This is a genomic window from Plantactinospora sp. BB1 (genome assembly GCF_003030385.1).
Lineage (GTDB): Bacteria > Actinomycetota > Actinomycetes > Mycobacteriales > Micromonosporaceae > Plantactinospora.
The window spans coordinates 2188029-2213795 of record NZ_CP028159.1; the positions used below are offsets into that span (position 1 = coordinate 2188029).

Genomic DNA, 25767 nt, shown 5'->3' on the forward strand with positions numbered 1-25767 from the left:
GGCTGGGTGACCGCTGCCAGCCCGGTCAATTGACGGGCTGGGTTGGGCCTGCTGGCAGGTAGCTACTCGGAGTCAGATCACAGTAGACGCTGAGTTCGGTACGAGCCAGATCTGCCTCCGGCAGCCTGCCGCCAAGCGCCTGCGCCCGGGTAGTAAAGTCGCCGGCCGCACATACCTCGGAATTCGGCATAGGATGGTACGCTCCGCCGACCACCGATCCGGCCGCGTCGCGGAATACCATCATCTTGCCCCGACCGCCGAGTTCACGGCAGGCGTTGGAATTCGCCACGAGGTGCACAATGACATCCCCGTCGCCCGCCATCGGTGGCTTCTCGGGGTTGAGTCGGGCGGTGACCGTCGGAAACGTCTCCGTGTCCGCTTCTCGAATCCATTGGGTTTGGACCAGTTGCAGACTTGCCCGGGCAACGGTTATCCAGATACCGGTCCGGGTGAAGCTGGCCGGGTCCAAGAACGCGTAGGTGCCGATCACCGAACGTTCGCCCGGCCGGATGATGGGGATCTCGAAAAAGTAGTTGAACCGCCCGGATTCGCCCAGTGCGTACTTGCCGTTCGCGTCGAAGGCACCGAAGATCACTCGAGTCCGGTATGCCACTTGGGAGCTAGTATTTTCGACGACGGCGCCCATGCTGACCTCGCCCTTGTTCGCGATCTGCGTGAAGCCGGTCTCGGTCACCGTGACGGCGCCGCTCGACGGTGCTGCGATCGTCGTCCGGTTGTCGTCGTCCGGCTTCGCCGAGGTCACTCCGCTGGAGACCACCGGGTATGGGCAGGCTGCGGTCTCCGGGGAGTCGTCCGGCCGCAGTGCCCACCACACACCCGCCGCCACCAGCAACACGACTACGAGCGTGCTGGCGAGTAGGATCGTCCGGCGCCTCACTGGTACACCCGCACCTTCAGTTGGTTGACCTGCTGGAGCTGATCGCTGATCAGCCGGGTCACGGCGACTTGCAGCCCGGCGAGGAAGGAGCGCTCGTCGAGCGCCTGGAGCGTCCCGGCAGCGAGCTGGATCCGCCACTCCTGCATCCCGCGCACGGAGACCACGATCCGGTCATCGTCCGACCGACCGATGGCGACCACCTGTGCGCGCTCCTCGTGAAACCGCTCGTCTTCATACGACGAAATGGATTCGTCGGGGTAGATGTTGAACTCTGCCATGCTCGCCCGGTGGGCGCGCTCTCGGGCCGTCCACAACAGTCGGGCCAGGCCTTCGAGTTGTCGCTCGAGCTGTCGCTCGTTTGCCTGCTCGTAGTAGCCGGACGAGAAGTAGATCTCGACGCCGTTGTGCCCGCGTACCTCGCCGTGCACCCCTCCACCTGGCGCTGAGGCGTGCACGTGGATGGCGTTGATCCGGTCCGCCATTTCGCCCATGACTCTTTCCGTCCTGCTAGCTCGAGAAGCCCAGGAAGTCCTGTTCGGTGATGTTTTCCGGGGTTGCCTTCGCGAGCAGCGGCTGCTTCGGCACGAACGACTGCCGTTCGTCGCGGACCACCGAGTTGGCGCCGCTGAACACTGTCGCGATCTTGCCTTCCTGCTCAACGATTCGCGCGATCAGCTCCTTCAGGCCGCGATCGACCTCACGGATCACGCCATCCGCCGTCGATGCCGCGAAGCGCCGGTTTTCCGGCGGGTCGTCCTCCATAAAAAGGGAGGCACCCCCGGCTACTTTGTCAACCACGGCGAGACCGACGAGGACGCCGGTGCCGGCGGTGGCAACGCCAAGTGGCACGGCAGCGATGCCCGCTACCGCAGCGACCACTGTGAACGCCACCGTCCAGTTGTCCTTGCTGCACCGCCTCGGCATGTTCTCCAGGACATCGATTGCCTGGTTGACGATCTCCGCGACGTTCTTGCGAGCCTCCGTCCAGATGGCCTTTTCCTGCTGGATGAGCTTCATGCAGGTCACGACAGCGTTGAACTGGCTGGCCTGCTGAGCGGGAAGCTTGTCGAGATATTGCGATTTGAACTCACGCGCTGCCGCGCCACTCCAGCTCGCCAGGTTGTCGCCTACCGTGGTCACCCCGGAGAACTTGTTGTTGTTCGGTGCAGTGAGCTCGAGGTCCGGTTGCGGCAAGTTCTGGGTTGTCATCAGGATCGTAGCGCTGGCCCGTAGATCAAGGAAAATGCTGTCGAAGTTGTCCGGCCTCGGCATATCAAGGAAGGGATAGAACATCGCCGGTACGCCGGCGAACGCCGCCTCGATAGCGCTGACGTCCAGCTTTTGCTGGCCGGACTGGTCCTCCTGCCGAGGAGGGATCGCTGCCTGTTCGCAGGCAGTCTTGATGGCCGCCTGGCGCAACGCCTCCGCGCCAGCGGCAAGGTTCTCGTAGGTGTAGGCCATCAGAAGCGTCCCTGCCCAACATCGTCTTTCATCGCGTTGAACTGGTCTACAGCTGCCTGGTCCGAAGTGGCATAGTTCTCGGCGGCCATCTTGAGGGCCTGCCCAGCAAGCTCCAGGTTGCTCTGACTGTCCCGGAAGATCGCGGACATCGTCATCCGCAACTCGGCGAAGGCCCGCTGCGCGGGACCATAGCCGCCACCGCCGATCTCGGCTGGACGGGAGAAGTAGCCGTCCCCCGACTCTGTTTGGCCGAAGCGCTTTCCCGCCTCGGCGAACTGCTGGGCCACCTCCGGCAGCATCCTGTCCCCGGCGACCCATAGCTCGTAGAGGTCCACCCCCAGGTCCCTACCGGATTTGGGCACGGTCGTCCTCCTCCGCGAAGGCACCAGGTGAGGAGGGCGCGCCAAGCCCCCTACCTGGGCCGGCGTCGACGTGGCTGGCGTCACCGCGGTGATACTCCGGTGGCCATCCCGGATCGGTTGTCTCCATGATCCCGTTACCCCCGATTACAGGTGAAATTGCCTCGGAGGTTATAGCACGAAGCGCGACCGCCTCGTCACCCTACAGTCGGGAACCTGTGGATAACCTGCTCGTACTCGGACCCTCCGATCAGGATGGTCTCCATCGGCGGTGTCCCAGGTGCGTTCTCGGCATCGATCTCCTGACTGATTCCTGTTCCAGGCCGGCCCGGGTCGCCGGTGCGCGGTAGACGGTGGACGGACCGGCCAGCAGGTCGACCAGCTCGATTGGCTCGTCGTCCAGCCCATCCCCCTGGCTGAAGTGGTTCAGCTCGCATAGCAGGAAGGCGCCTACCAGGCCGTCCTCGGTGTCGAAGCATTCCGGCAAGGGCGGAGCGTACTGGCCCTGGAGGCTCAACCCGGTGATTGGCTGGGTGCGTACCCCATGAAGCGGTCATGGCCGGTCTGTGCCCCGGCATCGGTGCCAGCGAGCCGAGCAACTTCTTCCGAAAGGTATTAGTCGAACTTCTGAGCCTGCGCGCTGGCAGCCCAGCGGTAGCGTGGGCAGGCATGGGGGAAGAGGTGCGTGCCGATCCGGTCGAGATCGCCAGGGTCGCCCAGTCCTATCTGGACAACTCCACCGAACTCGCGTCCGCGCTGCGTGCGGTGCGCGCCGACGCCGTGATCTCGCCGGCCGACTTCGGCCAGGTCAGCCCGGCCGGCCAGCTCAACGACGCCTACAACACCGTGGCGGGCAGCGCCGGTACGGCCGTCGAGCGCGTCATCGGCGTGCTGGAGGTCGACAACGAGAGCCTGCTCCAGGTCGCCTTCGCCTACCGGCAGGCCGACGAGCGGGCGGCCGAGCGGCATCGCCGTGAACATCCCAACATCCCGATCTAGGAGAGGACGCGTCGATGGGCATCCCGCCGGAGGATCGGGAGATCCGGGTCGACGCCGCGCTCTGGGACCTTCAGGCCAACCCGGGCCGGATCGAAACTGCCGCGTCGGCGTGGCGGCGCTTCGGCAAGGCGAGCGTCGCGGTCGGCGACGACCTGGACGCGGACAGCCGGAAGTTGCTGGGCTCGGAGTGGGCGGGAGCGGCTCGCGACTCGTTCGGTCAGCACCAGTCGAAGGTGTTCGGCAGCCTCGACGCGATGGGCGGCCAGGCCGACCGGCTCGCCTCGGCGCTGGAGGGCGTGGCGGAGCTGCTGCGGTGGTATCAGAACGCGCTCGACGGCGAGCGCGAGCAGATCATGGGCGCCGTGCCGAGCCGGCGTTCGGGCGGACAGATCGTCTTCCGGTGGAACCAGCCCGCGCAGGCCACCCAGGTCAGCGAGGCGACCAACCGGGCCAGCAACCTGCGCAAGGAGCTTGACGACGCTCTGAAGGGAAAGCTGAGCGGCTTCTCCACAGCGGAGTGGGACGCCATCTCGACGCAGTGGGACACCGTCTCCGCCGGTACGACCGACCCGTTCACGCTGCCGCCGGAGGCGACCGGCGTCTCGGTGCTGATGGTCGACGGGCGGGCCGTGGTGAACACCGGCCCCGGCGACGACAACGTCAAGGTGACCCGGGACCCGGACACCGGACAGGTGGTCGTCGAGGTCAACGGCGTCAAGTACCACTACCCCGAGGGTACGCCGGTGACGATCCGCGCCGGGGACGGCAATGACGTCGTCGAGGTGCCCAAGGGCGCCGATCTGAGCCTCACCCTGCTCGGCGGCGAGGGCAACGACACGCTGCGCGGTGGGGACGGCAACGAGCGGATCATCGGCCTGCACGGCGACGACAAGGTGTACGGCGGTGCCGGGAACGACTACGCCTCGGCCGGCTCCGGCCGCGACTACGCCGACGGCCAGGGCGGCGACGACCTGCTGGCCGGTGGGCGCGGCAACGACGTCGTCTACGGGCTCTCCGGCAACGACAACATCGCTGGCGGCGAGGGTGAGGACTACCTCGAAGGCGCGACCGGCGATGACACCGTGCACGGCGGCGCGGGTCGGGACGTCGTCTCCGGCGGCCGGGACAACGACCGGCTCGACGGCGGTTCCGGCGACGACAGGATCTACGCCGGGCACGGCCGCGACACGGTCACGGGCGGCGGCGGGGCCGACACCGCCTACCGGCAGGACGAGGACCAGGTGACCGGGGTACGCCAGGACGTGCGGGTCGAGGTGAGCGACGCGGCGGAGTACATCCAGATCCGGGGGTCGGACGAGTTCCAGGAGCGGGTCCGCGCCGACCTCGACATGATGCGGGCCTCGCCGATCGGGCAGCAGATGCTCGCCGAGCTGGACGACATCCGAAACGACTCGGCCGCGATCGCCGCCGACTGGCCGGTGCTCGGCGACATCGCGTACCAGGGGAATCCGCTCGTCATCGTCGAAGCCGAGTCCAACACCGCCTCGTACACCACGAACTGGCATCTGGGGGAGGATTACGAGGTCACCTACAACCCGAGCCGGCTCTCGTCGTCGGACGAGCGTCCGCCGGTCGCGGGGCTGTTCCACGAGTTCGCGCACGTCTACGACTACGGGAACAACACGTCCGCGCCGGGTACCCACGAGGGGCCGGGCGATGTCGGGGTCGAGAACGACGAACGGGAGGCCGTCGGTCTGCCGATCGACGAGGACGACGACCCGAACACGCCCGGCCAGATCGACCCCGACCACCCCTACAGTTACACCGAAAATGCTTTCCGGGACGAGATGGGCTGGCCGAGAAGGACGTCGTACTCTTGATCAAGAAGTTGCTTCTTGCCGGCGGTGCGGCGGCGCTCGGCGTTGTCGCGCTGGCCGGCTGCGGCGCGGACGCCTACGTGGATTTCGAGCCGGAGTGGAGCCCGAGCGGCGCCAAGCCGACGGCGAGCTTCGACGCCACGGTTACGCCTCGGGCGGAGGCCCTGGAGATCCGCTACACGCTGCGCAACCAGGGCGCGGAGCCGATCGTCGCCTATGTCGGGGTGGAAGGGGACGCCGCCTCGCACGCCTACGACGTCTATGTGACCGCCCGGGAGGACGGCACGGTGGAGCTGGCCAAGCGCACCTTCGCGATCCCGCCCGGGGTGAACGCCGACGCGGTCGGCACCGTCGAGGGCATGGTCGTCCCGCCCGGCGAGGAGGTCAGCGAGGAGTTCTCCGTCCCGCTGCCACTGGAAGGTCGTCGCCCCTACGTCGCCACGGTCAAGCTGCCGGAGCCGGTCCGTGAGGTGGTCTTCTGCCTCGGCGCCGTACTCCAGAGCGAGGCCGCCGCGCCGAAACCCGCTGCCGACGGTCGCGGGAAGTACCCGCTGAACGGGCCACAGCATCTCTTCTGTTCGCCGCCCGCGACGCTGTGATCGGTGAAGGTCCGCTGGACCGGTTCGGGTCTGGCGGGGCTCCCGTACGAGCGGAGCCGCGCGGTGCGTGAGGTGGTGGGTGCCGGGCGAGCCAGCCGATCCGTCATCACCTGAGCAGGCGAACCGTTGTTGTCGGTACCCCTGGCTAAGCTGACGCGGTGATCGGCTCTATATCGACAGGAGTGGATATCTGGCGACCGCCGGCGCTCGACGACGAGGTCGCCACCGCCTACCTGCGCCGGCTGGGGCTCGACCCGGCGGCCGAGCGGGCGGAGCGGCCCTCGGTGGCGCAGTTGCACCGGCTGCATGCCGCGCACGTCGAGCGGGTGCCGTACGAAACCGTCTGGATCGCGCTGGGGGAGCGGCGGGGGATGGACCCGGTCGAGGCGGCCGGTCACCTGGTGGCGGGGCGGGGCGGCTACTGCTACCAGCTCAACGGGGCCTTCTCGGCGCTGTTGACCACGCTCGGCTACCCGGTGACCTGGCACCGGGCCGGCGTGCAGGGCCAGCCGGGCGACCCGGCCGGGGACAGCGGCAACCATCTCGCGCTGACCACCGTCCTCGACGGCCAGGGCTGGTGGCTGGACACCGGACTGGGCCACGGCCCGCTCGACCCGGTGCCGCTGGTCGCCGGGGCGTTCGGTCCGGACGACCGGTTCCGGTTGCGGCCGTCGGACTCGGTGCCGGGCGGCTGGCGGTTCGACCACGAGCCCGGCGGCGCGTTCGTCGGGATGGATTTTCCGACCACCGCGACCGGGCCGACCGACCTGCTGGACAAGCACATCGAGATCTCCACCTCGCCGACGTCCGGGATGGTGCGGGTGGTGACGGTGCAGCACCGGACCCCGGCCGGTGTCCGGATCATCCGTGGTCGGATGCTCTCCGAACGGCCGGTGGCCGGCCCCGCGACGGTCCGGCAGCTTTCCGGGTACGCCGAATGGCGCGCCCTGCTGCGGGAGGTGTTCCACCTGCCGCTCGACGACGTACCGGAGGAGCGGTTGCGGGCGGTGTGGCAGCGGATCGAGGCGGACCATGCCGCCTGGGAACGTGACCGCCAAGCCTGAACCACCAAGGCGGGGGTCCGGCATCGTCAGTCGATCCGTTCGGCTCCGGCCCCCGGGGTGACGGTGAAGCTGGACGGGGCCCGGAAGCCACGCTCGGCGTACGCCTCGGCGACCCTCGACGCCACCGTCTCGGCGGCTGCCGCGTCGACCAGGGCGAGTACGCAGCCGCCGAACCCGCCCCCGGTCATCCGGGCACCGTACGCCCCGGCGGTCAGGGCCGCCTCGACCGCGGTGTCCACCTCCGGGACGGTGATCTCGAAGTCGTCCCGCATCGAGGCGTGCGAGGCGGTCAGCAGCGGCCCGATCTCGGCGAGCCGGCCGGCGCGGAGCAGCTCGACGGTCTCCAGTACCCGCTGGTTCTCGGTGACCACGTGCCGGACCCGGCGGCGTACCGTCTCGTCGTCGAGCCGGGCGAGTGCGGCGTCGAGCCGGTCGACGGAGATGTCCCGCAGCGCCGGCACGCCCAGCGCGGCGGCGGCGGACTCGCAGGCGGCGCGGCGGGCGGCGTACTCGCCGCCGACGTGCCGGTGCGGCGCGTTGCTGTCGACGACCAGGATGGCGAGCCCGGCGGCGTCGAGGTCGAACGGTACCTGCTCGACGGCGAGTGTCCGGCAGTCCAGGAAGAGCGCGTGCCCCGGCCGGCAGCGCAGCGACGCGGACTGGTCCATGATCCCGCACGGCACCCCGGCGTAGTCGTTCTCGGCCCGCTGCGCCAGCGCCGGCCGGTCGGCCAGCGGCAGCTCCAGTTCGCCGAGGTCGGCCAGGGCGGTGAGTACGGCGGACTCCAGCGCCGCCGAGGAGGAGAGTCCGGCCCCGAGCGGTACGTCGGAGGCGATGGCGAGCCGGGCCACCGGTACGTCGTGTCCGGCCTCGCGCAGCGCCCAGACGACCCCGGCGACGTACGCCGCCCAGCCGGTGACCCGGCCCGGTTCGGCGGCGTCGGCCCGGCCGAACGAGATCCGTTCACCGGCCTGCTCGGACCAGACCGTCCAGCGTCGCCCCTGCTCGGGTGCTGCCGCGACGACGGTGCGCTGCGGCAGCGCGAACGGCAGCACGAAGCCGTCGTTGTAGTCGGTGTGTTCGCCGATCAGGTTGACCCGCCCGGGTGCGGCCCAGACTCCGGCGGGACGCTCGCCGCCGTACTCGGTGGAGAAGCCGGCGGTGGCGCGGTCGGCGACCGGCCCGACCGGCCGGTCCGGGTGGTTCGTCGCGGCCGGCCGGTGGCCGGTGTCGGAACGGCCGGTCACGACGCCGCTCCGCCGAGGATCTGCTCCCGGTAGAACGTCCAGGCGTCGGCGACGATCTCCGGCAGAGCCGGCTTGGCCGGGGTCCAGCCGAGGTCGGTCCGGGCCCGTTCGGCGGAGGCGACCAGCGCGGCCGGGTCGCCGGGGCGGCGCGGTGCGGTCTCGACCGGTACCGGGTGCCCGGTCACCTCGCGGACCGCCTCCACCACCTGCCGGTTGGAGAAGCCGCAGCCGTTGCCGAGGTTGAAGACCTGGTGCGCGCCGGGCTTGGCGGCGTCGAGGGCGAGCAGGTGTGCCCGGGCCAGGTCCTCGACGTGGATGTAGTCCCGGACGCAGGTGCCGTCCTCGGTCGGGTAGTCGTCGCCGAAGAGTTGCAGCTTGTCCCGGCGGCCGGCGGCCACCTGGAGGGCGATCGGGATCAGGTGCGTCTCCGGCTCGTGCCGCTCGCCGAGCGCCACGCCGTCCCGCAGGTACGCCCCGGCGACGTTGAAGTAGCGCAGCGACACCGCCGCCAGCCCGTGCGCGGTGGCCATCGAGGTGAGCGCCAGGTCGACGGCGAGCTTGGTGGCGCCGTACGTGCTGGTCGGCAGCGGGGTGCTGGTCTCCTTGATCGGCGTCTCGGTCGGGTTGCCGTAGACGGCGGCGGTGGAGGAGAAGACGAACCGGGGTACCCGCGCGAGCCGGGCGGCGTCGAGCAGCGCCAGTGAGCCGACCGTGTTGACCTTCCAGTACAGCTCCGGCTTGACCATCGACTCCCCGGCCGCGATCAGCGCGGCGAAGTGCAGTACCCCGTCGAAGCCTGCGTCGGGGGTGAGCACAGTGGCGACGTCGGCGATGTCGGCCCGGACGAAGGTGGCTTCCGAGGCCAGTGCCTCGGCGTGCCCGGTACGCAGGTCGTCGAGGACCACCACGTCGTGTCCGGCGTCCAGCAGCAGCCGGGTGACGACGCTGCCGACGTAACCGGCACCTCCGGTGACGAGCAGTTTCACGCCTGTGCCCTTTCTGCTTCGGTACGACGGATGCCGGGCCGACTCCGCAGACGATTCCGGATCGGCCTCGTGTTCGGCGCCGAGGCGCGCGCCCTCAGCATTCCACCATGTTCTGCCAATTCTGCACAGAGTCGAACATCGACCGGTGGGATGACGCGGGCCCGGAGGTGCCCACATCGGGCACCTCCGGTGTCTACCATCCTTGGCATGCGGGACGGCGGCAGTACCGGGCCCCGGCGACGATCGCCGGGGCGTCCTAAACGGCAACCGGGTCCACTCGCGCGGGCCCTGGCCCGGATCATCGTACGGGCGGCGGACGGCTCGACCCGACTGGTCACCGCGCTGCTCGGGGCCAGCCCGACGGCGGGGCGGGAGCAGATCAGCGAGGCCGAACTCCGCGACCTGGTCGCCGCGAACACCCGGCTCGACCCGGTCGAACGGCGGATCATCGACGAGGTGCTCGTGGCCGGCGCCAGCCTGGTCCGGGAGGTGATGATGCCCCGGACCGAGGTGGTCTTCCTGGCCGCCGGACTGCCGCTGAAGGACGCGGCCCAACTCGTCCGGGTCGAGACCCACACCCGGTACCCGGTGGTCGACGGCACCTCCGACGACGTGGTCGGCTTCGTGCACCTGCGCGACGTGCTGCTCCGCCCGGACGACGACGTCTGCACCACGATCGGGGACCTGACCCGGGAGGTGAAGAAGATCCCGGGCAGCAAGCGGGTGCTGGCGGCGCTGACCGAGATGCGCCGCGAGCGGCACCACCTCGCGGTCGTGATCGACGAGTACGGCGGCACGGCCGGGATCGTCACCCTGGAGGACCTGATCGAGGAGCTGGTCGGCGAGATCCACGACGAGTACGACAGCGCGCCCGACCCGGTGCCGACCGGCGGGCCGACCGAGGTGGACGGCCGGCTCAACCTCGCCGACTTCGCCGAACGGGTCGGCTTCGCCCTGCCACCCGGCCCGTACGAGACGGTCGGCGGATTCGTGATGGCCGCCCTCGGCCGGCTGCCGGTCTGCGGCGACGAGGTATCGGTGCCGGGCGTGGCCGAACCAGGCGGGTCCGGCAACGGGGGCGGTTCGGGCCGCTCGGCGGGCGGGCACCGCAACGGCTCCGACCCGGACCACGGCTCCGACCCGGACGGCTGGCTGCTGCGGGTGCTGGCGGTCGAGGGCCGCCGGGTGGCCCGGGTCGGCATCTCGGTGGCCCGGCTCCCGGAGCAGCAGCGGCCCAGCGTGCCGGCCGCGCGTACCGACGGACACGGCGAGGTGCGCGGCGACGGACGCGGCGAGGTGCGCGGCGACGGGCACAGCGAGGTGCGCGGCGAGGAGCACAGTGAGCGGGAGGCCGGAGAGGCCGCCGCGCCCTCGCCCGGCTCGGCCGACCTGCGCTGACGCGCGGCCCCGGTGATGCCCGGACCGGGGCCGGTCAGATGATCTGGAGTTTGCGCCAGGTGGCACCGTCGGCCGAGTAGGCCGCCCAGCCGGAACCGAAGAGGTCGTATGCGACGTAGCCGGCGACGGTCCGCTCCAGCCTTGCGAGCGGCGGCAGGCTCCCGCCGGCCGGCTGGAAGGTCACCCCGTCGTCGGTGCTCAGGTAGAGCTGCCGGTCGGTGCCGGTCACCAGCAGCCGGCCGTCCAGCAGCGGGACCAGCGCACCGGCGAGCCCGGCCGGCAGGCTCGACCCGCCGGCCCGGCTCCGGGTGAAGGTCTCGCCACCGTCGGCGGAGTGGTAGAGGGCCAGCAGGGCCCGGTCGGCGCCGAGCACCGCCGCGTACGCCTGGCTGCCCAGGCTGGCCACCTCGACGGTACCGGCCGCGGGGGTGGCGCCGGGCAGGTCGACGGTGCGCCAGTTGGCGCCCCGGTCCCGGGTCATCGCCACCGAGGCGCGGCCGTCCCGGAAGCCGCCCACCCACCAGGCCCCGTCGGCGCCGGCCGCCGGTGCCACCCAGCAGACGTCGAGAGCGGGTGTGGCCGCCGGGACACCGGCCCGGGCCCGCTCCGGCCGCCACACCTCCACGTCGAGGTCGCACCGCCCGCCGCCCGGTCCGGCCCGGAGCAGGTCGCCTCGAACCGCCGGAACCTGGCCGGTCCCGTCCCCGGTGTCGACCTCCCGCCAGCTCCGGCCCTCGTCGGTGGAGGCGTACGCCCCGCCGGGGTGGCTGACCAGCAGCCGTCCGTCGGGGAAGGCGGCCAGCTCCAGGTCCCGCTCTCCGGCGCTGCTGGCCGGCAGTTCGCTGTACTGCCAGCTCGCGCCGCCGTCGCCGGTACGGGCCAGGTTGGCCGGGCAGGGCTCGGCGGCCCCGCAGCGGGCCAAAAGGTACCCGTGGTCGGGGTCGACGAACTCGACGTCGCTGATCGTCCCCGGCACGTGCGCGACGGCGGAGGTGGTGAGCCCGTTGATCGTGATCCCGGCCCCGGTGTAGACCGGGCCGCCGGGCGGTACGTCCGCCACCGGCGGCGGGGTCGGAGGGGTGCCGTCGGCCGTCCACGGCTGGAGCGCCACGGTCGCCACGACCGCCAGGCCGAGCAGGGCGGCGCCACCGGCCGCGCCGGTCGCGTGCCGGCGACGGCGCCGGGTCGCCGCGCGGTCCCGGATCCGGGCCAGGGGCGGCTGGTCGATGCTGTCCAGCAGCGCCGCCCGGCCGCGTGCCAGCCGGGTGTCGAGGTCCGGGCCGGAGAGGTCTGGGTCAGGCATCTCTCACCCCCGTCGCACCGCCGGCCGCACCCGGGCCGGTGGTTCCGTCCTGGCGGCCGTCGCATCCGGCCGACCGGCCGGCGGGTTCGCCGTGTCGGCGCGCCGGTCCGTGCTGTCGGCCGCCGGGTCCGGCCGGCCCTGCGCACCCGATCCCGGCGCCGGTTCCGATCCCGGCGCCGGTTCCGATCCCGGCGCCGCTCCCGATCCCGGCGCCGGTTCCGATCCCGCGTCCGATCCCGCCGGTCCGCCGGTGCCCTGGTAGTCGCCGAGTCGGGCGGCGAGCGCCGTACGTCCCCGGGACAGCCGGGACTTCACCGTGCCGGTCGGCACCCCGAGCACGGACGAGATCTCCTCGACCGGCAGGTCGGCGAAGTAGTGCAGCACGATCACCTCCCGATAGCTGACCGGCAGGCCGGCCAGGGCCTCCCGCAGGTCGGTCCGCTCGGGGCCGGGAGCGGCCTCGACCAGTCGGGCCACCGGACGGTCCCGCAGCAGGATGGTGTCCAGCAGTTGGCGTCGCCGCCAGCGCCGCCGTACGACGTTGACCGCGACCGTACGCAGCCACGCCTCGGGGTTGTCGACGTCGGCCAGCCCCTGCGGCCGGGCGATCGCCCGGGCGAACGCCTCCTGCACCACGTCCTGCGCCTCGGTCAGGTCCGTGGTGAACGCGTAGACCTGCGCGACCAGTCGTCGGTAGCAGGCGTGGTACAGCTCGCCCATCGCCTCGTCCACCGCGCCCTGCCCGCCGCCGGAGGAGCGTCCGCCCCGATCCCGTGCCAAGCGCTGTCCCTCCCGGCCGGGCGGTACGCCGCACCCGGATGCGGCGGAGCCGCCGACCGACTCCGGTTTCAGGGTACGAGTCCGCACCGTCGCGGCCGGTTCCCGGCTTTCCGCCGGACAGCTCGGCGGCTGGCCGGTGTGACCGGGGCGGAATGGCACGGGGGCGTGCGGACACGCTCCCATGGTTGCTGTCAGAATTGCCGGCATGTCCGACGCTCCTGCCCGGCCCCGGGTGCTCTCCGGGATCCAGCCGACGGCCGACTCGTTCCACGTGGGCAACTACCTGGGTGCGGTACGCAACTGGGTGGCGATGCAGGAGACGCACGACACCTTCTACAGCGTGGTCGACCTGCACGCGATCACGGCCGGGCACGACCCGGTCGCGCTGCGGCACTCCACCCGGGTCGCGGCGGCCCAGCTCTTCGCGGTCGGGCTGGACCCGGAGCGGACCACCCTCTTCGTCCAGTCCCAGGTGCCGGAGCACGCCCAGCTCGCCTGGGTGATGAGCTGCATCACCGGGTTCGGCGAGGCGAGCCGGATGACCCAGTTCAAGGACAAGTCGGTCAAGCAGGGCGCCGACCGGTCCAGCGTCGGGCTCTTCACCTATCCGATCCTGCAGGCCGCCGACATCCTGCTCTACCAGGCCGACGCCGTACCGGTCGGCGAGGACCAGCGGCAGCACCTGGAGCTGACCCGCGACCTGGCACAGCGCTTCAACACCCGGTTCGGCCGGACGTTCACCGTGCCGGCGCCGTACATCGTCAAGGACACCGCGAAGATCACCGACCTGCAGGACCCGACGGCCAAGATGTCGAAGTCGTCCTCATCGCCGGCCGGGATCATCATGCTGCTGGACGACCCGGCGAAGTCGGCCAAGAAGATCAGGTCGGCGGTGACCGACACCGGGCGGGACATCCTCTTCGACCCGGAGCGGAAGCCGGGGGTCTCCAACCTGCTGGTCATCTATTCCGCGCTGACCGACCGGAGCATCGACGAGCTGGTCGAGGCGTACGCGGGCAAGGGCTACGGGGATCTCAAGAAGGACCTGGCCGAGGTGGTGGCGGAGTTCGTCCGGCCGATCCAGCAGCGCACCCAGGGCTACCTCGACGACCCGGCGCAGCTCGACAAGCTGCTGGCGATCGGTGCCGAGAAGGCCCGCGCGGTCGCCTCGGCAACGCTGCGCGAGGCGTACGACCGGGTGGGGTTCCTGCCCGGTACGCGGAACGGCTGAGCCCGCCGGACCTCCCGGCGGGGACCTCAGACCGCCGGGGTACCGGGACGTGGTCGCCGGGCGGCGCGCTGCCGGCCGGCGGGTGAGTGGAGCGGAGTGTGGTTGTCACGGACGGATCGCAGGATCCGGGAACTCCGATGACCCGGATCGGGGTCGCCGTCGATGTGCCGGAGCCGTGGTGTGAGTTCCTCACCCGGCGGCGGGCGGAGGCCGGCGACCCGCAGGCCGCGTACGTGCCGGCGCATCTGACGCTGCTCGGGCCGACCGACGTACCCCTGGCGAGCCTGCCGGAGGTGGAGCGGCACCTGGCCGAGGTGGCGGCCAGGCACCGGCCCTACCTGCTGCACCTGCGCGGCACCGGCACCTTCCGGCCGATCACCGAGGTGGTCTTCGTGGTGGTGGCGGCCGGGATCAGCGAGTGCGAGCTGCTCGCGGCGGCGATCGGCCGGGCGCCCGAGCTGCGCCGGGAGAGCCGTTTTCCCTACCATCCGCACGTCACGGTCGCCCAGGACGTCACGCCGGAGGCGCTGGACCGGGTCTACGAGGACCTGGCCGACTTCTCCGCACTGTTCAAGGTCGAGAAGTTCACCCTCTTCTCGCACAGCGGCGACGCCCGCTGGCAGCCGCGCCGGGACTTTCCGCTCGGCGGCTGAGCCCGTCCGACGGCCGGAAGTCGGTTGGTGGCGTCGAGGTGCCGGCGTGGCGGGTCGAGCGGGCCCCGCGCCGGGTGGCGATGGAGAAGGATGGCGGCGTGAACGCGTTCGAGCGGGCGGTGCTGCGCATCGACGCCCGACTGACGGCGTACCGTCGACGGTCGCCGTGGTTCGACCACCTCGCCCGGGCGGTGGGCCGCTACACCGACGTGCTCGGCGCCCGGCTGGCGGCGGCGATCGCCTACTACGGCTTCTTCGCGGTCTTCGCCCTCGGCCTGGTGGCGTACGCGGTGCTGGGCGCGCTGCTCGGGGACAGCGCGGAGAGCGGCGAGGTGATCGTCGGCTTCCTCAACCGGAACCTGCCGTTCGTCGACCCCGAGCAGATCCGGCAGAGCAGCAGCCGCCCGGGGATCATCGGGTTGATCCTGCTGGCGGTCACCGGGATCGGCTGGGTGGAGTCGATCCGCTCCTCGCAGCGGCTGATCCACGGTCTCGCCCAGCATCCGGGTTACCTCGTGCTGCGCCAGCTCGTCGACCTCGCCGTACTGCTGGCGATCTTCGTGTTGCTCGGGTTCTCGATCGGTGCGGTGGATGCGCTGGAGTCGCTGCTGAGCTGGCTGCTCGGCGCGCGTTCGATCGGGCTCACCATCTGTAGCTGGTTCCTGGCGTTCCTGCTCAACATGCTGCTCGCCTCGGCGCTGCTGCTCGCCGTACCACGGCTGCGGATGAGTTTCCGGCGCTGGCTGCCGCCGGTGCTGCTGGTCGCGCTGGGCGTGACGCTGCTGAACTCGGTCGGCCGGTACTACGTGGTGCGCTGGGAGCGCAATCCGGCGTACACGGTGGTGGCCGGCGCGGTCGGCCTGCTGATCTATCTCTATCTGCTCAACCAGTTGCTGCTCTTCGGCGCGGCGATCGCGGCGACGAGCCGGCAGGGGAGGGTGCAGGACCTGACCGGGGCGCCGGAGGTGCCCGATCCGGCCCGGCCGCATCCCCCGTCGACCGGTTGAGGACGGTGGTCGGTGCCGGCGGCAGCCGAGCGTGACCGGGCCCGGGGAAAGTGACCTGAGCTGTGATTCGGGCAAAAGCCACTAATCGTGCGCCGATCGCCGCGATGATGAGTCGCGTGGGCGCACTAGTGACGTTGGACCTGCCGGATGACTCGCCGATCCTCGCGCTGCCCTGGATCATCACCTTCGGGCCGCTGGACGACGACGCGGAGTGGGAGCCGGTGGTCTGCGGCCCGTACGAGCGGCCGCACGCGCTGGCGCTGGCCGAGTCGGTGGTGGCCGACGAGGAGCTGATGGCGGTGGTCGAGCCGCTGCTGCCCCGGGTCTCCGCCGAGGAGATCCGGGCCGAGATCGCCGCCGCGCAGATCGCGGTCGAGGCCGAGGACGAGGCGGCGGACCTCGACGACACCAGCATCTACGGCGACTACGAGGACCTCGGCGAGGAAGAGGTGATCGGCGAGGGTACCGGCGCTCCGGCGCAGCCCCGGCAACCTCCGGACCCCACCGAGGTGCGCGCCGGTATCGCCCGGATCGCCGCGCTGCTCACCCGCCCCTCCTCCTGACCACCCGGCTCCGTCGGGCCTCTGGGTCGGCGCCCGGCCAGTTCACCCGGCCAGTTCACCCGGCCCGAACGCACCGGTGCTCCGGGAACGCGCTCCCGGAGCACCGGCACCACCATCCCCTCCACCACAAAGGGGTCGCGGCCCCGGCCGCCCGTCGGCGCGGAGCGCGGCGGACGACCAGGTCGATAGTGGCTTACCCGGTTACCGGCCGGATGAACCACCCTGCCGTGTCGGTCGCCAACCGGGCCGGGTCGTCGGCCGGGCCCGGCGGCTGGCTGCGCAGGATCGGCGTGCCGTAACCGTCGACGGAGACCGGCTCGGCGCCGAAGTTGACCACACAGACCAGCTCCGCCACACCGGCCGCCGGCCGGCTGAAGGCGAGCACTCCCGGCTCGCCCTCCAACCAGGTCACCCCGGCCGGCTCGGTCGACCCGCCGGCCGGCGCGGTCTGCTCGCGCCGCAGCCGGAGCGCCGCCCGGTACAGCTCCAGGGTCGAGTCCGGGGCGCCGGTCTGGGCGGCGACCGAGAGGGCCCGCCAGGTGGGCGGGGCCGGCAGCCAGGCCGGAGCGCCGCCGACCGGGCCGAAGCCGTACGGCGGGACGTCGCCGCTCCACGGCAGCGGTACCCGGCAGCCGTCCCGGCTCTCGCCGGTGCGCCGGAACGCCGGATCCTGGCGCAGCTCGTCGGGGAGGTCGAGTACCTCCGGCAGGCCGAGTTCCTCGCCCTGGTAGAGGTAGACGCTGCCGGGCAGCGCGAGCATCAGCAGGGCGGCCGCCCGGGCCCGGCGCAGCCCGAGCGCGCCGTCGCCGTACCGGGTGACGTGCCGCTGCTTGTCGTGGTTGGACAGTACCCAGGTGGTCGGTGCCCCGACGATCGCCGACTCGGCCAGCGCGGTGTCGACCACCTTGCGGAACGAGTCGGCCGACCAGGTGGCGTCGAGGAAGTCGAAGTTGAACGCCTGGTGCAGCTCGTCCGGGCCGACGTAGCGGGCCAGCCGCTGCGGGGTCTCGGCCCACGCCTCGGCGACCGCCATCCGGCCGCCCGGATAGCTGTCCAGGATCGGCCGCCAGGCCCGGTAGATGTCGTGCACCTCGTCCTGGTCGAAGTAGGGCAGCCGGGCCCGGCCGAGCAGTTCGACCTGGCGCTGGCCGGCCGGCACGCTGTCGCCGACGTCCGGCAGCCCGTCCGCCTTGATCATTCCGTGTGCCACGTCGATCCGGAAGCCGTCGACGCCACGGTCGAGCCAGAACCGGAGTACGTCCTCGAACTCGGCGCGTACCTCGGGGTGCCGCCAGTTCAGGTCGGGCTGGGCCGGGTCGAAGAGGTGCAGGTACCACTGGCCGTCCGGGACCCGGGTCCAGGCCGGGCCACCGAAGATCGACTCCCAGTCGTTCGGCGGGAGTTCACCGTCGGCTCCCCGGCCGTCCCGGAACAGGTAGCGGTCCCGCTCGGCGGAGCCGGGCGGGCTGGCCAGGGCGGCGACGAACCACGGGTGCGCGTCCGAGGTGTGGTTCGGCACGATGTCGACGATGATCCGCAGCCCCAGCGCGTGCGCGTCGGTGATCATGGTGTCGAAGTCGTCGAGGGTGCCGAAGATCGGATCGACGTCCCGGTAGTCGGCGACGTCGTAGCCGCCGTCGACCATCGGCGAGCGGTAGAACGGGGTGAGCCAGAGCGCGTCCACGCCGAGGTCGCGCAGGTACGGCAGCCGGCTCCGTACCCCGGCCAGGTCGCCGGTGCCGTCGCCGTCGGCGTCGGCGAAGCTGCGGACGTAGACCTGGTAGACCACCGCGGACTTCCACCAGTCCTCGGGCCGGCTCGGTGTGGGGGAGACGCTCATGCCGGCACTCCGCTTCGCTGCGTGCCGTCATGAGGCACATCCGCACTGAACTGGCTGATTCGCTCGCTGCGCTCACTCATGCGGGGGTTGTCCGTTCGTCAGGCACGGGGATGCCGGGCGGGTCAGAGCAGGATGCCGGGCCAGGATGCCGGGCCGGATCTGCAAGAGTCAAGCAGTTCTTGCGCAAGAAGCTGCCGACGCTGCCTCGCAGGACCCGGCCGGATCAGACCGGCAGCGGCAGGTCGGCCGGCGGCCGGGGCTGGTCCGCCGGCTTGTCCAGCACCCCCGGCACCACCGCCGTCGAGCCGCGCACCACCAGCTCCGGTCGGAAGATGTACTCCGAGTGCGGCGCGGCGTGCCCGTGGATCTCGTCCACCAGCGCGCGTACCGCCGCCACCGCCATCGCGGTGACCGGCTGCCGCATCGTGGTCAGCGGCGGATCGGTGAAGGCCATCAGCGGTGAGTCGTCGTAGCCGACCACGGAGAGGTCGGCCGGCACCGACAGGCCGCGCTGCCGGGCCGCCCGGATCGCGCCCAGCGCCATCAGGTCGGAGCCGCAGACCAGCCCGGTCACGCCCCGGTCGAGCAGCCGGGCGGCGGCCACCTCGCCACCCTCCACACCGAACAGCGACAGCTCGGCCAGCTCGTCCAGCTCGGCGTCGGCCAGGCCGACCAGCCGCTTCATCGCGGCCTTGAACCCGGCCACCTTGCGCTGCACCGGCACGAACCGGCCCGGCCCGGTGATCAGGCCGATCCGGCGGTGCCCGAGCGCGACCAGGTGGGCCACGGCCAGCTCGCCGGCCTCCCGGTCGTCGCAGGAGACGAAGGGCGCCGGCAGGCTGGGCTGGTAGCCGTTGACCAGCACGATCGGCAGCGGCCGGGCGATCAGCGTGCGGTAGCGGGCGGGATCGGCGGAGGTGTCGGCGTGCAGGCCGGAGACGAAGACGATTCCGGAGACCTGCCGGTCCAGCAGCATCTCGACGTACTCGTCCTCGGTCACCCCGCCCGGGGTCTGGGTGCAGAGCACCGAGGTGTAGCCGGCCTGCGCCAGCCCCGACTCGACGACCTGGGCGAAGGCGGGGAAGATCGGGTTCTCCAGCTCCGGCACGACCAGCCCGACCAGTCCGGCACTGCGCTTGCGCAGCCGGGCGGGGCGCTCGTAGCCGAGCACGTCGAGTGCGGTGAGTACGGCCTGCCGGGTCTCCGGTGCCACCCCGGGGCGGTCGTTGAGCACCCGCGACACCGTGGCCTCACTCACCTCGGCCTGCTGGGCGATGTCGGCCAATCGTGCACGCATGGCGGAACTGTAGCCCACGAGTCGTTTCTTGCGTAGCCCACGGCAAGTACTTGCAAAGCTGGCCCGGGACCCGGCCCGATGCTGCTGGCGGTGGCGGTACCGGGGTGACGGTGCGGTGCCGGCCGCCCGGGAGGCGCTTCAAACAGGACGAATTGCCCGGGTCAGATGACGAGTGGGCGGCGGTTGTTGCAAGTGGGTTTGCAAGGGGTTTCGTAATCGGCAACTCCTTGCTACTGTCCCGCCGATACCCGGCCGGCAGACTAGGAGCGCTAGATGCGTCGCACAGCCAGAGGGATCGTCGTACTCGCCTGCACGACCCTTGCTCTGACGCTCGCCGCCTGCGGCGGCGAGGACGACAAGTCGGGGGAGTCGGGCCAGAAGACCGATCCCGCCGCCCTGAAAGCGGAACTGACCTGGTGGGACACCTCGGACCCGAAGAACGAGGGACCGGCCTTCCAGGAACTCGTCGCGAAGTTCAACCAGACGTACCCGAACGTCAAAATCAACTATCAGTCGGTGCCGTTCGGCGAGGCACAGAACAAGTTCAAGACTGCGGCCCAGGCCAAGACCGGTGCCCCGGACATCCTCCGGGCCGAGGTGGCCTGGGTGCCGGAGTTCGCCTCGCTCGGCTACCTCTACGCCCTCGACGGCTCGGAGCTGACCGCCGACGAGTCCGACTTCCTGCCCACCCCGCTCTCGGCGGACAAGTACGACGGCAAGACGTACGGCGTACCGCAGGTGACCGACTCGCTCGCCCTGCTCTACAACAAGGAGCTGCTGACCAGGGCCGGCATCAGCTCGCCGCCGGCGACCTGGGCCGACCTGAAGACCGCCGCGCTGGCGGTCAAGCAGAAGACCGGTGCCGACGGCGTCTACGTCAACCCGGCCGGCTACTTTATGCTGCCCTTCATGTACGGCGAGGGCGGTGACCTGGTCGACGCCGGAGCCAAGAAGATCGTCGTCAACTCCGCGCAGAACGTCGCCGGCCTGAACGTGGCCAAGGACCTGATCGCCAGCGGTGCCGCGCCGAAGCCGGCCGCCAACGACGCGTACGGGACGATGATGACCCTCTTCAAGGAGAAGAAGGTCGCGATGATCGTCAACGGGCCGTGGGAGGTCAACAACATCTCCACCGCGCCGACCTTCGGCGGCCTGGCGAACCTCGGCGTCGCCCCGGTCCCGGCCGGCTCGGCCAAGGCCGGCGCCCCGGTCGGCGGGCACAACTACGTGGTCTGGTCCGGCATGCCGCAGGAGAAGGTCGAGGCGGCGATCGCGTTCGTCAAGTTCATGAGTTCGGCGGAGTCGCAGGCCTTCCTCGCCGAGAAGCTGGGGCTGCTGCCGACCCGCAAGTCGGCGTACGACCTCGACGCGGTGAAGAACAACCCGGTCGTCTCGGCGTTCCGGCCGGTGGTCGAGTCGGCGGTGCCGAGGCCGTGGATCCCCGAGGGCGGCCAGTTCTTCGGCCCGCTGGACCAGATGGCCACCCAGGTCCTGGTGCAGAACAAGGACCCGAAGGCGGCGCTCGACGAGGTCGCCAACAAGTACAAGTCCGAGGTCGTACCGTCGTACGGCATGTGATCTGACCGTCGGCGCCGGCCCCGGCCGGCGCTCCCCTCCGGCACCCGGCGGGGCCGGCCGGCGCTGGCCGGCGGCCCTGCCGGGCTCCCTTCCTGGAGCATTGCTGATGACCACCGTGACCGCCGGCCCGGCGCCGGCGCCCGCACCGCCCGGACGCCGCCCCGCCGGCCCGTCCCGGCTGCGCCGAAGCTGGGACAAGCACTGGTACGCCTGGGCGATGGTCCTCCCCGTCGTGCTGGTACTCGCGGTCCTGATCTTCTATCCGCTGGTCCGCGGCGTCTGGCTCTCGCTGACCGACCTGACCGAGGCCAACCAGGTGGCCGAGGTCTGCACCAGGTCGATCACCGGCGGGGAGGTCTGCAAGGAGAACCCCAACCGGTGGGAGTTCGTCGGGCTGGACAACTACGCCCGGGTGCTCACCGGGCAGGTCGGCGAGTTCTGGCAGTGGACCAGCATCACGCTGATCTGGACCTCGGTCTGTGTGGTCTTCCACTACGGCCTCGGGCTGGGCCTGGCCACCATGCTCAACCGGCCGATGCGGCTGCGCGGGCTCTACCGGGTGCTGCTGGTGCTGCCCTGGGCGGTGCCGGCCTTCGTCAGCGCCTTCGCCTGGAAGTTCATCTTCAACGAGCGGTTCGGCCTGGCGAACTCGCTGCTCAGCGCCGTCGGGATCGACCCGGTCGACTGGTTCGCCAACCGGTGGACCTCGCTGTTCACCGCGGTCGTCACCAACATCTGGCTCGGGGTGCCGTTCATGATGGTGGCGCTGCTCGGCGGCATGCAGACCATCCCCGACGAGCTCTACGAGGCGGCCGAGATCGACGGCGCGAGCCCGTGGCAGCGCTTCGTCAACATCACCCTGCCCGGCCTGCGCCCGGTCAGCATGACGGTGCTGCTGCTCGGCACCATCTGGACCTTCAACATGTTCCCGATCATCTTCCTGGTCACCGAGGGCCAGCCGGCCGGCCAGACCGACATCCTGGTGACCGGCGCCTACCGGGCCGCCTTCGAGGGGATCCGGAACTACTCGCTCGCCTCGACCTACGGGGTGTTGATCCTCTCCATTCTGCTGGTCTTCTCGATCTTCTATCGGCGAGCGATGCGCAAGCAGGGCGAGGTGTGGTGAGGATGAGCCGATCCGTGCGTACCGGCCGGAGCCCGCTGCGGTCGGTGGGGCTGCACGCCACGCTGATCGTCGCCTCGCTGATCGCGGTCGGGCCGATCCTCTGGGTGCTGCTCTCCTCCTTCAAACCCGGGTACGCGGTGCAGAGCAGCGAGATCAGCCTGGTCGAGGACCCGACGCTGGCCAACTACGCGTACGTGCTGGGCGAGACCCGGTTCCTGCGCTGGTTCGGCAACTCGGTGCTGGTCGCCGCCTTCACCATGCTCTTCGGGATCTTCCTCGCCGCCACCACCGGCTACGCGGTCTCCCGGTTCAACTTCCCGGGCCGCCGGCCACTGATGACGGTCTTCCTGGTCACCCAGATGTTCCCGGTCGCCATCCTGATCGTGCCGATCTACATGATCATGGCGCGGTTCGGGCTGATCAACACACCGGCCTCGCTGATCATCGCGAACCTGACCATCGCGGTGCCGTTCTGCGCCTGGATGCTCAAGGGCTACTTCGACTCCATCCCCACCGCGCTGGACGAGGCGGCGGCGATCGACGGCTGCGGGCCGTTCGGCATCTTCTGGCGGATCGTGCTCCCGCTGGCCCGGCCGGCGCTGGCGGTCACCGGCTTCTACGCCTTCCTCACCGCCTGGGGCGAGGTGGCGTACGCCTCCGCCTTCATCCAGGAGGACCGGAACTTCACGCTGGCGTACGGACTCCAGCAGTTCGTACCCCAGTTCAACCCGCAGTGGGAGTACCTCACCTCGGCGGCGGTGCTGGTCACCATCCCGGCCGGACTGGTCTTCCTCTACGCCCAGCGGCACCTGGTCTCCGGGCTGACCGGCGGCGGCACCAAGGGATGACCGGACCGATGACAGCCCCGGCAGGCCAGCCGCGACCACACCACGACGGCTCGGCGCTGCACGTGCCGGAGCAGGCCCCGGCGCTCGGCGACACCGTCGACGTCTTCCTCCGGGTCCCTGAAACGTCCCGGTTCGACCGGGTGTACCTGCGCAGCACCCCGGACGGCGAGCCGCACTTCACCGAGGCGACCGTCGACCGGCGCTCCGGCGGCGAGGTCTGGTGGCGGGCCGAGGTCGAGGTACGCAACCCGGTGACCACCTACCGGTTCCTGCTCACCGGGGCGGCCGGGCGACAGCGCTGGGTCAACGCGCTCGGCGACTTCGGCCACGACGTACCGGACAACACCGACTTCCGGCTGGTGGCGTACGACCCGCCGCCGGCCTGGGCCCGGGACGCCGTCGTCTACCAGATCTTCCCCGACCGGTTCGCCCGGTCGGCCGCCGCCGACGCCCGACCGGCGCCGGACTGGGCGATCCCGTGCGACTGGGACCGGACGCCGGTGATCGGCCGGGGGCCGGAGACGCCGTACCAGTTCTACGGCGGCGACCTGGACGGCGTCGCCGAGCGGCTGGACCACCTCGACCGGCTCGGGGTGAACACCGTCTACCTGACCCCGATCTTCCCGGCCCGCTCCAACCACCGGTACGACGCCGCCACCTTCGGGCACGTCGACCCGCTGCTCGGCGGGGACGCCGCGCTGGCCCGGCTCGCCGCCGAGGTGCACGCCCGGGGCTGGCGGCTGCTCGGCGACATCACCAGCAACCACACCGGGGACAGCCACGAGTGGTTCGTCGACGCCGTCTCCGACGTCGACTCCCCGGACCGGGGGCTGTACTACTTCGACGAGACCGGCGACTACGAGTCGTGGCTCGGCGTGAAGTCGCTGCCGAAGCTGAACTGGGGCAGCCCCGAACTGCGCCGACGCTTCCTCGCCGGGCCGGACTCGGTGCTGAACCGCTGGCTGCACCCGCCGTACGGGCTGGACGGCTGGCGGGTGGACGTGGCCAACATGACCGGACGGCGCGGCCGGGACGCGTACACCCACGAGGTGGCGGCGGCGCTGCGCGCGGCGGTCACCGCGACCAGGCGGGACGGGCTGGTGGTGGCCGAGCACGGGCACGACTTCACCGGTGACCTGGACGCGGACGGCTGGCAGGGCACCATGAACTACGCCGGGTTCTGCCGTCCGGTGTGGAGCTGGCTGCGGCACGACGGGCTGGACCTGCCCGACTTCCTCGGCGTACCGGGCGGGGTGCCCCGACGGGACGGGCCGGAGGTGCTGGCCACGATGCGGGCGTTCGGCGCGCTGGTCTCGTGGCGGGCGCTCACCCACTCGTGGCTGCTGCTCGGCTCGCACGACTCGGCCCGGATCCGCACCGTCGTCGGCGACGCCGACCGGCAGGAGGTCGCGGTCGGGCTGCTCTGCACGCTCCCCGGCACACCGATGATCTTCGCGGGGGACGAACTCGGGTTGACCGGGCGCAACGGCGAGGACTCGCGTACCCCGATGCCGTGGCGGCGGCCGGAGAGCTGGGACGGGGCCACCTTCGAGCGGTACCGGGGACTGCTCGGGCTGCGCCGGTCGGTGCCGGCGCTGCGGCACGGCGGCCTGCGCTGGGCGTACGCCGACGCGGAGAGCCTGGTCTTCCTGCGCGAGTCGCCGACGGAGTCGGTGCTGGTACTGGCCCGGCGCGGCACCGCCGAACCGGTCCGGCTGGCCGGGCCGCCCCTGGCCGGGCCGGAGGCGGTCAACCTCTACGGCGGTGCGGACGCGCTGCGCCCCGGCCCGGACGGCGCGCTGACGCTGCCCGGGGACGGCCCGACCTTCCAGGTCTGGCGGCTGCCCTCGGTCAGCTGAATCTCACTTCGACTTCGGGTCGAGCACCTCGCGCATCCGGTTGACCTCGACGGCCTGCTCGAAGGCGATGTTCCGGGCCAGCTCCCGGATCTGCCGGTCGACGCCGTTCACCAGTACCTCCTGGGCCATCGCGATGGCGCCCTGGTGGTGCGCGCTCATCATCTCGACGAACATCCGGTCGAAGTCCGTCCCGGTCGTCGCGGTGAGCGTGGCGATCGCCTCCGGGGTCTGCATGCCGTGCATGGTGGGGTGGTCGTGCCCGGTCCCGCCGAGCAGCGAGTCGAGGCCGCGGTCGCGCAGCCAGCCCCGCAGCACCTCGACCTCGGGCTGCTGGGCCGCCCGGATCCGGTCGGCGACCGCGATCACGCCGGTGCTGCCGGCCCGCTCCGGGACCAGCGCGGCCAGCTGGAGCGCCTGCTCGTGGTGCGGCACCATCATCGTGACGAACCGGATGTCGGCCGCGTTGTGCTGTGCCCCGGGCGGCGGGGTGAGCTGGTCCGGGCGGAGCACCTGGGCCGACTCGCCCGGCCGGCCGGGCCGGATCACCGGCGCGGTGCCGATGGCCGAGGTGGGCAGCGCCGACGGGGTCGGTGCCGGGGGTGTGCTGGCCGGGGCGGCGGCCGGAGTGGCCGGGCGACCGTCCCCGCTGGTCGCGACCCCGGCGATGCCGAGGGCGAGCAGCACCGCCGCCGACTCCACCAGCGCGAGAAACACGATCACCGGCCGGCGACTGCCGCCGGTCGCGCTCCTGGCCAACACCACAGCGTGACTCCCGTCCGCCCTGCCGGCCGGTCGCGGCGTAGCCGGGGCTCTGCGCCGGGGCCGGGTCGTCA

25 protein-coding genes are annotated in these 25767 nt (G+C 71.3%); 13 read left to right on the forward strand and 12 right to left on the reverse strand.

Annotated elements, in window-relative coordinates:
• Window positions 1-25 precede the first annotated feature (25 nt).
• The 5 genes from C6W10_RS09455 to C6W10_RS09475 form a co-directional block, all read right to left on the reverse strand.
• Window positions 26-856: a hypothetical protein gene (locus C6W10_RS09455; protein WP_159104527.1), complete on the reverse strand. Its 831-nt coding sequence runs from the start codon at window positions 854-856 to the stop codon at window positions 26-28.
• Window positions 857-894: 38 nt separating this feature from the next.
• Window positions 895-1389: a hypothetical protein gene (locus C6W10_RS09460; RefSeq protein ID WP_107257747.1), complete on the reverse strand. Its 495-nt coding sequence runs from the start codon at window positions 1387-1389 to the stop codon at window positions 895-897.
• A gap of 16 nt (window positions 1390-1405) precedes the next feature.
• Complete coding sequence (locus C6W10_RS09465) at window positions 1406-2359, reverse strand: hypothetical protein (RefSeq protein WP_107257748.1); 954 nt, start codon at window positions 2357-2359, stop codon at window positions 1406-1408.
• A complete protein-coding gene (locus C6W10_RS09470) occupies window positions 2359-2694 on the reverse strand; it encodes a hypothetical protein (RefSeq protein ID WP_107257749.1) in 336 nt (111 codons plus the stop codon). Before C6W10_RS09470 ends, C6W10_RS09465 begins: the two co-directional genes overlap by 1 nt.
• A 274-nt stretch (window positions 2695-2968) precedes the next feature.
• The gene (locus tag C6W10_RS09475) at window positions 2969-3205 is read right to left on the reverse strand and encodes a hypothetical protein (RefSeq protein WP_159104528.1); all 237 of its coding nucleotides are present in this window, start codon (window positions 3203-3205) and stop codon (window positions 2969-2971) included.
• A 182-nt stretch (window positions 3206-3387) separates the two neighbouring features.
• On the opposite strand from C6W10_RS09475, the gene C6W10_RS09480 reads away from it, so the two are divergent.
• From C6W10_RS09480 to C6W10_RS09495, 4 genes are all read left to right on the forward strand, one after another.
• Window positions 3388-3717: a hypothetical protein gene (locus C6W10_RS09480; RefSeq protein ID WP_107257751.1), complete on the forward strand. Its 330-nt coding sequence runs from the start codon at window positions 3388-3390 to the stop codon at window positions 3715-3717.
• Between the two features lie 14 nt (window positions 3718-3731).
• Entirely contained in the window at window positions 3732-5558 is a 1827-nt protein-coding gene (locus C6W10_RS09485; RefSeq protein WP_107257752.1) for a M91 family zinc metallopeptidase, read from the forward strand.
• On the forward strand, window positions 5555-6154 hold the full coding sequence (locus C6W10_RS09490) for a hypothetical protein (protein WP_107257753.1): 600 nt from the start codon (window positions 5555-5557) through the stop codon (window positions 6152-6154). Before C6W10_RS09485 ends, C6W10_RS09490 begins: the two co-directional genes overlap by 4 nt.
• Before the next feature lie 182 nt (window positions 6155-6336).
• Entirely contained in the window at window positions 6337-7218 is an 882-nt protein-coding gene (locus C6W10_RS09495; protein WP_199853901.1) for an arylamine N-acetyltransferase, read from the forward strand.
• Between the two features lie 26 nt (window positions 7219-7244).
• On the opposite strand, the gene galK is transcribed toward C6W10_RS09495, so the two are convergent.
• Complete coding sequence (gene galK, locus C6W10_RS09500; protein WP_107257754.1) at window positions 7245-8465, reverse strand: galactokinase; 1221 nt, start codon at window positions 8463-8465, stop codon at window positions 7245-7247.
• On the reverse strand, window positions 8462-9451 hold the full coding sequence (gene galE, locus C6W10_RS09505) for a UDP-glucose 4-epimerase GalE (RefSeq protein WP_107257755.1): 990 nt from the start codon (window positions 9449-9451) through the stop codon (window positions 8462-8464). The genes galK and galE overlap by 4 nt, the downstream gene beginning before the upstream one ends.
• Window positions 9452-9658: 207 nt before the next feature.
• Here galE and C6W10_RS09510 point away from each other — a divergent pair, with 207 nt between their 5' ends.
• The gene (locus tag C6W10_RS09510) at window positions 9659-10849 is read left to right on the forward strand and encodes a hemolysin family protein (protein ID WP_107257756.1); all 1191 of its coding nucleotides are present in this window, start codon (window positions 9659-9661) and stop codon (window positions 10847-10849) included.
• Window positions 10850-10883: 34 nt separating this feature from the next.
• On the opposite strand, the gene C6W10_RS09515 is transcribed toward C6W10_RS09510, so the two are convergent.
• Window positions 10884-12152: a sialidase family protein gene (locus C6W10_RS09515; RefSeq protein ID WP_107257757.1), complete on the reverse strand. Its 1269-nt coding sequence runs from the start codon at window positions 12150-12152 to the stop codon at window positions 10884-10886.
• A 3-nt stretch (window positions 12153-12155) separates the two neighbouring features.
• On the reverse strand, window positions 12156-12932 hold the full coding sequence (locus C6W10_RS38460; RefSeq protein WP_234361680.1) for an RNA polymerase sigma factor: 777 nt from the start codon (window positions 12930-12932) through the stop codon (window positions 12156-12158).
• 205 nt (window positions 12933-13137) lie between these two features.
• Here C6W10_RS38460 and trpS point away from each other — a divergent pair, with 205 nt between their 5' ends.
• From trpS to C6W10_RS09540, 4 genes are all read left to right on the forward strand, one after another.
• Window positions 13138-14163, forward strand: coding sequence for a tryptophan--tRNA ligase (gene trpS, locus C6W10_RS09525; RefSeq protein ID WP_107257758.1), 1026 nt, complete (start codon window positions 13138-13140; stop codon window positions 14161-14163).
• Between the two features lie 137 nt (window positions 14164-14300).
• Window positions 14301-14816, forward strand: a complete 516-nt coding sequence (locus C6W10_RS09530) for a 2'-5' RNA ligase family protein (protein WP_107257759.1) — start codon at window positions 14301-14303, stop codon at window positions 14814-14816.
• Between the two features lie 98 nt (window positions 14817-14914).
• Window positions 14915-15823 (forward strand): YihY/virulence factor BrkB family protein, encoded by a 909-nt coding sequence (locus C6W10_RS09535; RefSeq protein WP_304598413.1) that lies wholly within the window; start codon window positions 14915-14917, stop codon window positions 15821-15823.
• A gap of 116 nt (window positions 15824-15939) precedes the next feature.
• Window positions 15940-16386: a hypothetical protein gene (locus C6W10_RS09540; RefSeq protein ID WP_107257760.1), complete on the forward strand. Its 447-nt coding sequence runs from the start codon at window positions 15940-15942 to the stop codon at window positions 16384-16386.
• Between the two features lie 193 nt (window positions 16387-16579).
• Here C6W10_RS09540 and C6W10_RS09545 read toward each other — a convergent pair whose 3' ends face one another.
• Window positions 16580-18226 (reverse strand): glycoside hydrolase family 13 protein, encoded by a 1647-nt coding sequence (locus tag C6W10_RS09545; RefSeq protein WP_107257761.1) that lies wholly within the window; start codon window positions 18224-18226, stop codon window positions 16580-16582.
• A 223-nt stretch (window positions 18227-18449) separates the two neighbouring features.
• On the reverse strand, window positions 18450-19523 hold the full coding sequence (locus tag C6W10_RS09550) for a LacI family DNA-binding transcriptional regulator (protein WP_199853333.1): 1074 nt from the start codon (window positions 19521-19523) through the stop codon (window positions 18450-18452).
• A gap of 273 nt (window positions 19524-19796) precedes the next feature.
• Between C6W10_RS09550 and C6W10_RS09555 the strand changes: the two genes are divergently transcribed.
• From C6W10_RS09555 to C6W10_RS09570, 4 genes are all read left to right on the forward strand, one after another.
• Window positions 19797-21101: an extracellular solute-binding protein gene (locus C6W10_RS09555; RefSeq protein WP_107257763.1), complete on the forward strand. Its 1305-nt coding sequence runs from the start codon at window positions 19797-19799 to the stop codon at window positions 21099-21101.
• A gap of 106 nt (window positions 21102-21207) precedes the next feature.
• Window positions 21208-22227 (forward strand): carbohydrate ABC transporter permease, encoded by a 1020-nt coding sequence (locus C6W10_RS09560; protein WP_107257764.1) that lies wholly within the window; start codon window positions 21208-21210, stop codon window positions 22225-22227.
• 2 nt (window positions 22228-22229) lie between these two features.
• Window positions 22230-23075: a sugar ABC transporter permease gene (locus C6W10_RS09565; protein WP_107257765.1), complete on the forward strand. Its 846-nt coding sequence runs from the start codon at window positions 22230-22232 to the stop codon at window positions 23073-23075.
• An 8-nt stretch (window positions 23076-23083) separates the two neighbouring features.
• Entirely contained in the window at window positions 23084-24934 is a 1851-nt protein-coding gene (locus tag C6W10_RS09570) for an alpha-amylase family glycosyl hydrolase (RefSeq protein WP_107263794.1), read from the forward strand.
• 3 nt (window positions 24935-24937) lie between these two features.
• Here the strand turns inward: C6W10_RS09570 and C6W10_RS09575 are convergent, their stop codons facing one another.
• Window positions 24938-25690, reverse strand: coding sequence for a DUF305 domain-containing protein (locus C6W10_RS09575; RefSeq protein ID WP_234361681.1), 753 nt, complete (start codon window positions 25688-25690; stop codon window positions 24938-24940).
• Window positions 25691-25767: the final 77 nt, after the last annotated feature.

Coding starts and splice junctions, on each gene's coding strand:
- C6W10_RS09530 (WP_107257759.1), top strand. CDS start 14,301: ATGACCCGGATCGGGGTCGCCGTCGATGTGCCGGAGCCGTGGTGTGAG.
- C6W10_RS09555 (WP_107257763.1), top strand. CDS start 19,797: ATGCGTCGCACAGCCAGAGGGATCGTCGTACTCGCCTGCACGACCCTT.
- C6W10_RS09485 (WP_107257752.1), top strand. CDS start 3,732: ATGGGCATCCCGCCGGAGGATCGGGAGATCCGGGTCGACGCCGCGCTC.
- C6W10_RS09560 (WP_107257764.1), top strand. CDS start 21,208: ATGACCACCGTGACCGCCGGCCCGGCGCCGGCGCCCGCACCGCCCGGA.
- trpS (WP_107257758.1), top strand. CDS start 13,138: ATGTCCGACGCTCCTGCCCGGCCCCGGGTGCTCTCCGGGATCCAGCCG.
- C6W10_RS09480 (WP_107257751.1), top strand. CDS start 3,388: ATGGGGGAAGAGGTGCGTGCCGATCCGGTCGAGATCGCCAGGGTCGCC.
- C6W10_RS09550 (WP_199853333.1), bottom strand. CDS start 19,523: ATGCGTGCACGATTGGCCGACATCGCCCAGCAGGCCGAGGTGAGTGAG.
- C6W10_RS09510 (WP_107257756.1), top strand. CDS start 9,659: ATGCGGGACGGCGGCAGTACCGGGCCCCGGCGACGATCGCCGGGGCGT.
- C6W10_RS09515 (WP_107257757.1), bottom strand. CDS start 12,152: ATGCCTGACCCAGACCTCTCCGGCCCGGACCTCGACACCCGGCTGGCA.
- C6W10_RS09570 (WP_107263794.1), top strand. CDS start 23,084: ATGACAGCCCCGGCAGGCCAGCCGCGACCACACCACGACGGCTCGGCG.
- C6W10_RS09465 (WP_107257748.1), bottom strand. CDS start 2,359: ATGGCCTACACCTACGAGAACCTTGCCGCTGGCGCGGAGGCGTTGCGC.
- C6W10_RS09565 (WP_107257765.1), top strand. CDS start 22,230: ATGAGCCGATCCGTGCGTACCGGCCGGAGCCCGCTGCGGTCGGTGGGG.
- C6W10_RS09460 (WP_107257747.1), bottom strand. CDS start 1,389: ATGGGCGAAATGGCGGACCGGATCAACGCCATCCACGTGCACGCCTCA.
- C6W10_RS09545 (WP_107257761.1), bottom strand. CDS start 18,226: ATGAGCGTCTCCCCCACACCGAGCCGGCCCGAGGACTGGTGGAAGTCC.